A 7,798-nucleotide genomic window follows, 5' to 3' on the forward strand; every position below is an offset into this window, starting at 1 on the left:
CGATCGCTGGCCACTTTTGGGCTAGCTTTACTGTTTCTTTTATTCATAACCGGCGTGCGACGCCGGTGGAACGCTCTAAAGAGGACTGATGAGTTATTCCAATAATCTCTCTTTTGTCACTTGCGGCAGACAATATTATTAAATTTTAATATATTAAATCATAATTATTAAATCCTAGATATTATTCAGTCCTCATAGCGAGGACTTTCGCTTTGAGACAGGGAATTCATTCCCTGGCGGACTGGCGGGTTGGCGAGAGGACTAGCGGACTGACAGCTTAAGTTGACACCAATAAGCACAACGCCGTATCCCTTTTGTCCCCTGATTCTTTCAACCACCTAACCAAAATCTAAACTCAACTGTCCCTCAAACTGAATTTCCATCTGTTCATAAACAACCTTCGCCTTAATCTCATCCATCGCCAACCACAAATCCAACAAAGCCTTCTCCTCCGGTATCCGTTTCTTCTCATCCCCAATCCGGGGAATCACTTTCAGCGCCACCTCAATCGCCCGCATGAAATTATCGTTATCAGTCAAAGCCGTTTTTTTCATAAACTCGCGCACGATTTGAATATCTCCGTCCTCCTGATACAAACCGATAATCGCGTGCAATCCATCGACTAAATAGGTAATGGAAAAATCTTGCGGATTGACCGAAAAAGCACCTTTTTTCAGCCGCTGTTTCGGGGTCAAAAGTTTGCAAGTGCCGCTAGTCGAGTCAATTAATTTGTAGACTTTTGCTAAATCAACGACGTTGAAACCGCCGACGGCGAGGGCGAGTTGTCGCGCTTCATCGAAGGGGAACTCGACAGCGCCGAAGGCATCCCACGCGAGGAAATACCACTGCGTCAGGGCGTCAAATCCCGCTGTATCTGTTTGGACGAGTTTGCGGAAACGATAGTTTGCGATCGCTTTTCTGGCTTCAGCAAAAGCAACTTCCGGGCGCACTTCTTCGCCGCTGCTGTTGAGGATGGGATAGGAACGGCTGAACACATTTAAAGCCGGGCCAAAGGCGCTTAAATAAAGGTCGATTCCTTTGATGTCGTTGGCTTCAAATTCTGGGGCGCGTTGTTCGACGAGATTGGCGACTTCGGGGCGCAAATCATCCCACCAAGCTTGGGCGGCGTTAGGATCGCGTTTGCGACAGACGAGGAGAACTGTACTAGAAACCGAGTTTTTCTGCGCTTGGTGCAAGTTTTGCGGGTTTTCGGTACTGACTGCCCAAGATGCGGTAATCTCGAAACCGGCATCGATGAGGGATTTTGTGAGCACGTCCCACGCGCCGGATTCTTTGTGGTTGAATTGGACTGTCATCACGCCGTCATCGCGCAAAACTCGGTAATATTCGCTAAAAGCTAGCGCCATTTTTGCTTCGTAATCTTGTTTGGCGAGTTCGTCGGGGGATGTGCCCATGTTGCGGAAGCGCGACGGATTGGCCACTGCTTCTCTATCTTTGTCGGTGAGTTCTGAGTAGAATAAATCGGGGAATATATCGCCTAATGTGCGCTTCATCCAGACGTAGAAAAAGTCGGAAATTTCGGCATATTGGATGGTGCCATAGTAAGGCGGATCTGTGATAATTGCATCTACTGAATTGTCGGGAATGTGGTAGAGGCTATCGGCGGATGTGGCATTAATTTGGATAGTTTTGGGGTCGTATTGTTCGATTCCGGGTAAGCCCGTTGAGTGGGGTTTTGTGCCGAATAATGAGCAAAGCTCTTGATATTCTGATGCAAGTGCATCAGCGCACCAGTGCCATAGTTCACCAGCGCCACTAATTTCGGGATAATTCCAAAATAGATTAAGTGCGTGTTGTCCTGATGCAGCTTGTGCAAAAGCTCTAGATGCTTGCCAATGAGATAATCTTGAATTTTTATCAACACATCTATCGAATACCAAAGCTAGATAAGTTGCGATCGCCTCTACCTTCTCCGGTTTATATTCAGCCTGTAGCAGTGCCTTAGCTTCGTTGATAATTTCTACATAAGTGACAAGCGTTAGCAACTGACGCCGGTTAAAGAATTTACTCCATTTATCTATTCCAATTCCGAATAATCTTTCTGTTTCTTGACCATGAGTAACATCAACATCAGGCAAAACTCCACTAGCCTGCAAATAATCCCACGTCTCATTGATATACAATTCAGCTTTAATAACGCCATCTAAGTCAAAATCGCTCGGTATTCTAAACTCTAAACTACCTTTCCCTTGTTTATAAGCAACTGCATAAAGTTGATGCCCTAATTTTCCTACTTTAGCTTGAAATTTAATTACATCATCCTCAATCACATTTCCACAAGTGGGGCATTTACCCACACTCCTGCTAATCGTGTTATGAACACTCGGATCGTACTCACCCGCCTCCGTTTTAATAGTCGATTCCTTGCCTTTTTTCCCCTTCACTAACTCAAAATCAACCCGCTTCTGTTCCAAGTTAGGAATGGGTTTCACCGCACACCATTTATGTAAATTCTGCTTTTCGGGCCGCTTATACAACCACCAATTCGGACTCAACGGCACAACCGACTGACAACTCGGACAAACCACCGTATGAGCCCACAAATAATTCTGCACAGTTTCCCCCGGTAAAGAGGGGAAAAACTCAGCTAATCTTTTCTCCGCTTCATCCCCTACCCATTTCACCCATTTATCAATATCCTCCTGCAAATCCGGGCCAAATTTCAGCGGATATTCCATCGCCGCCTTCATCGTCACCACCGCCACGGGATTGAGATCCGACGCCAACACATTCAACCCGTACCGCGCCGCCTCAAAGGGAATGCTTCCCCCACCCGCAAACGCATCTAAAATCGTCGGCGTGCGATTCCCCCACACTTTCTCGCAATAGTCGTGAACCTTTTTAATTCGCACCGAAGACGGGGGAGTTTTGTAGAGTTTAATTTCCTTCCCCGGTTCCAATCCCAGCAAATATTCAAACTCTTCTAAAGAGATATCTGCGGGTAAAATCGACCCCAACACCGAAGCGCGAGAAAACGATAAAGGTTTGCGCGAATACCAGCGATGCAATCCTTTAAATGGATTGCCGCCGTGTTCGTAATAAACCTGCTCGTTGAGCAGATTTACTGGCATGATTTTCTCGATGAAGAGGTGAGGGCGCATGATTTGTTGGGGTTAATTTAAGGAGATTGTTCGAGATTCCCGCAGTCAGACATTTGGATTTTTCGATAGTCGGATTATTCGATAGTCCGACAGTCCGCCAGGGGTTGAAACCCCTGTCTCATAGCTGAAGTCGTCTGAAGACGACTGAAGAGTTAATTATATCAGATTTGGGTGCGTTTATATAAGTATGTCATTGTTCGTTATACTTTAGAATCGCAGGAGTTACGATAGATTTTATATAGAATAGATGATGTATTAAAGCCGGATTTAATATTAGTCGTCTTTAGACGACTTTCGCTATGAGGCAGGGGTTTCAACCCCTGACGGACTATCGGAATGACGAAATTTAATATGAGTCGTGTTGTCTAGAGGCTGTGCCTCGTTTGTGGCTGGGAAAGATGGGAGGCAGAGCCTCCTGATATGCGTTACCAGGCAGAGCCTGGGAACGAGTAGATAGGTCAAATCAGCAACTTTCATCAGATTAATCTCCCAATAAAATTCGCAAGGCTTTCAAAGCATTTGAACGATTGCCATTGGCAATTTTACCAAACCAATAATGTGCCTCTTCATTACTCATCGCCATAATCCCTTCGGCAATATTCGCAATTCGTTCGGTTTTCGATAGCGGTTGCAGCGATTGAAATAAAATCGCCAAACTCACCCCCGATTCTTCAGATAATATATAAGGAGTTTGTCGCTGCTGAGATAAAGTTTTTGGATCGTAATTGTTCGCTTTGAGAGTTGCATAAATCTTTTGTCTCGCCAAAACCAGGGCATTTCCTTTGAGTCGCCCCAATCGCTTAGCCGCCGGACGCTTTTTCTCTCCCGCTTTCTTGTACGCGCATTGATACAATTCTAATGCGAAGTTGTTATTATCGATCGGTAAAATTCGTAATTGAAATTCTTGCATAAGGATTTACTGTGGGGTGGGGGCGGGTTTATGAGATTGTTGATTTTTGCCAGATATTGTGGGTGAACCCGCCCCTACATTTCCATACAATAATTAATTTACACATCATATCATGTTCGATCGCGATTCCTGTAGGGGCGGGTTCACCAACCATAATCGCCATTAACCAACCCTCTCACAAACCCGCCCTGACCTATGTATGATGCTGGTATGTTAAAAGAGGTAGATTGCGATTTACCGTGGGGTGGGGGCGGGTTTTTGAGAGGGTTGATTTTTGCCACATATTGTTGGTTAACCCGCCCCTACATCTCAAATTACCGTGGGGTGGGGGCGGGTTTTTGAGAGTGTTGATTTTTGCCACATATTGTTGGTTAACCCGCCCCTACATTTCAATATATCACCCTTGCCATTAAATTTATACGTTCTACTGGATTGCGATCGAGCGTTTGTTTTATACTGCTAATATCCGAGGCATTTGCCGGCAAAGCTGGCTTGAATTCTAAGATGATTTTCAAACTAACATGGGCATCCGCGTCGGGACTGTTCAACAAACTGTTGATTGTCGAGAAAAAGCTCTGAAATCCCCGCATCTGCCCTTGATATTCAAACCGCACAAATTGGTCGCCGGTTTGAATGGTTACGGTTTGATCGATTTGCGGTTGCCAGCGCTGCAATAGGGCAATTGCTGTTCCCAATTTGCGATAATCCGTTACTTGATTCACAGACAATTCTAGCACTTCGATGCCTTGAACTTTGTAGTCGCTAATGCGATCGCCCAATCCGGCAAATACCACATTCACCGTGCCGTCGAGTTCGATAACCGTCGGTTTCGCCTCCCACAAAGTCCCCTGTAGCCCTTCCACAACATAAGGAGAATTGCCACTCTTTAGAACGCTAGGAACTTGAGGATTTAGATTGACATTGGTTGTTTTTTCTGCTGTCTCACCGTTACCGTAATCGGCCACCACCCGAAATATACTGTTATTCACAGCGGTGGCGTCATACTCATCGGAAGGGAAGAAATTTCCCGGTATCAAAACATCATCTTGATACAAACTAACCGTCAGTGCTCCTTTGGCTTTCCACCTCACCCGCACGGGTTTTGCCGCTTCTGCACTCGGCATCAATTGGGCGCTGAGTTCCACTTCTTTGGGCGCTGGAGGTTCGAGAATGCCGCGCTTGTATAATACAGCGCGATCGCTAAACTCGATCGTCTCCGGCAACACCAACACGCTATCATCAGTTTTGATAAATAGTCTCTCCCCGACTTTCATATCCCAATTGCCCATTTTCAAACCTTGGCGAATCGTTTCCCGCAGCATCGAAACTTCCGCATCAAGGAGAATATTCAAACTCCAATCCTTAGCAAAAGCATCGCGCAGCGCCTTCGTCGTCCAACTATCCAACCCCGCAGGCCAAACTTTTTGCAAGATAAAAGCCGGGGCGAAAGGTTTAGCTTCTTCCGGGCGAATCTTGCCGCAATCTTTCAGGGCTTTAAGAATCACATCCTGCTGGTTGTTTTTGCCTTTCACCATACTCGCATCCTGGGCGGAAAGAGTGTAGTGCATCAACCCTTTCGGTGCTTTCACAGCATCATTTGACGGATAAAATAAATGGCGGTAAGCATTAGTCAAAGATACTCTCACCGCAATATCTTTCGCGCCTTCCCTTTCCTTCAATTGCTTCTGCTGGCTTCCCGATAAATCTTGCATCCGGTTCTGACTTTTGAGAATATTTTGAATAGCTTTGTATTCTCTGGCATTGTCGATCGCCCTTTCTAATTCTAGCCGATTCGCCACCAAAAATAACAACCGGTTGCGGTAGGTGCGAAACTTCCCGGATTCGCCGCTACTGTTAAAAATGCGATCGACTAATTCCGGCGCTGCGTCGGTAGAAGCATCCACCGTGGCTTCGTCAAAGTCGATCGCGCACAGCGCCACATCATCCGGGTTGTCGTCTACATCTGAGGGACTTTCGACATTAGAAACTAAGGTGAAAAATTTCTTAGCAAAAATGCTGTCCCGGCGAATCCGCAAATCTTCTTTCGCCAACAATACGCCGACTTGTTCTTTCTCCTCGGTAATAATTTTGTTAATCGAAGGTTCTTCCTTAAACCGCGCCAAGGAAGTCATCGGATCGAAGTCTAAATACCAGGCTACCTTGGTTAGCGTTTCTAAAACGCGATCGACAAAACCGCTTTCCACGCCCGGAATTAGCAGCGACAAATTCAACTCAGCCAGCCGAATTCCCGAAGAATTTCCCTGAGTCAAAGAATGCAAAAATATTGTTCTGCTTACCCAAGTAGAAAACGGCGGTTTTCCCGCTGCTATCCATTCCCCATCTTGCAATTGTGCGTAAGCCGGCCTACCATCGGGATTGTAGATATCCGCACCGATCGCATTCCGCAGGGGCGATCGCTGCAACCGAGAAGTAAGATCGTTAGTAATTTCGCCATCCATCCCTATAGGAATGTGATGCGTGTGAATCATCGGCATCCAACCATCGCGATTTTCCCACAAATGCCGCACGACTTGCGCGAACAATCGCAAAGCGCCCCGCGTCTTCTGAAATTCGGGAATAGAAGCAATTTTTTTAGTAAGAAGATTGAACAATTCCGGGTGAAACGGATAACTTTGGGCGATCGCCTTTGAGTATGACGCATCTTTGCACCCATCGGGCAAATTAACGCGGCAATTGCGATAAGCCGCCAAATATTCCGATGCCGCTTTTTGCGCCGCTTCCTCGCTAACTCTGTCAAACACGCGCTGTTTGACGATGTTGTAAATTTCGATATCTGTAGAAGGACTCAAAACCCTTTCTTGTCTTGCGGAAGCGCGCATCGTTTCTTGCAATTCTGCCGTTTCTTCAGCAAAAGTATCTGCTGTCGAGGCGAGGGAATAAACCAATACTAAATTATCGCACGCTGCCGCCAAATCCATCAGCGAAAATAGAAAAGCTACCACTTGTTCGGCTAAATCGCTTCTGCCAATTTGTTTCGCTTTTGCCGATCGCAAATACCGCGCAATTTCATCTAAAATAATGACAGTCGGCTGTCCCCCCGTCAACCGTTCTAACACCGAAGTACCGGGGCTGACACCGCTTTTATCGCTGCCTTGCAGTAACTGATAGCCTGGAATGCCGCCAATTTGGTAAGCAATTTCGCCCCAAAGAGTGTAGGTTGTCAAGCCGCTGTCCGAGTGATAAACTCCTTGTTCTGGGTCTAAATCTCGACCGTCGATCGCTGCAACTTGGATCGGGCGATCGGGAATAACGCTAATATCTGTAAAGCGTTCCAATCCGGCAATTTCTCGCCCTTGCTTGCAGATATGCCAGAGTGCAATTTCATCGTGAGTTTTGCCGCCCCCAAAACTCGTTTCCAAACGAACTACCCCAGCCCCGGCGCTTTGCTTCATCAAGCGGCTAAAAACTTCCCGGATCAGGGTTTTAATGCCATCAGTTGCGAAAGTATTGGCAAAGAATTTATTGGCATCTTGATAAACTTGAGGTGCATTTCCTTCCACTACCAGCCGCAATTTGGCTGCAAATAAATCTAGAGACAAGTCTCCCGATAAAATCTCATCTCTGGGCACACAGGTATCAAAGATTAATGGCAGCATATCAAAGATTCTTTGGTGTTGGGTAAATGATTAAAATTGAGATGTCAAACCATTTTTAATTAGCTTTGATGAACAGGCAAGATGCCTGTTCCACAATCAAATTCATCTTTTTTGGCAGGATGAACAGGCAAGATGCCTGTTCCACAATC

General features: G+C 46.1%; 3 protein-coding genes. All 3 read right to left on the reverse strand.

Translation table 11 applies throughout. The features are described 5' to 3' along the window. Positions 1-338 precede the first annotated feature (338 nt). Positions 339-3,092 (reverse strand): DUF1156 domain-containing protein, encoded by a 2,754-nt coding sequence (locus QUB16_RS32255; protein WP_333322397.1) that lies wholly within the window; start codon positions 3,090-3,092, stop codon positions 339-341. Positions 3,093-3,603: 511 nt separating this feature from the next. Then, positions 3,604-4,032 carry a DUF7680 family protein gene (locus tag QUB16_RS32260; RefSeq protein WP_333279332.1) on the reverse strand — a complete coding sequence of 143 codons (429 nt, stop codon included), beginning with the start codon at positions 4,030-4,032 and terminating at the stop codon, positions 3,604-3,606. Between the two features lie 389 nt (positions 4,033-4,421). After that, on the reverse strand, positions 4,422-7,649 hold the full coding sequence (locus tag QUB16_RS32265; protein ID WP_333322399.1) for a DUF499 domain-containing protein: 3,228 nt from the start codon (positions 7,647-7,649) through the stop codon (positions 4,422-4,424). Between the last annotated feature and the right edge of the window lie 149 nt (positions 7,650-7,798).

The organism is Microcoleus sp. D3_18a_C4, assembly GCF_036702415.1.
In the GTDB taxonomy this organism is placed as follows: Bacteria; Cyanobacteriota; Cyanobacteriia; order Cyanobacteriales; family Microcoleaceae; genus Microcoleus.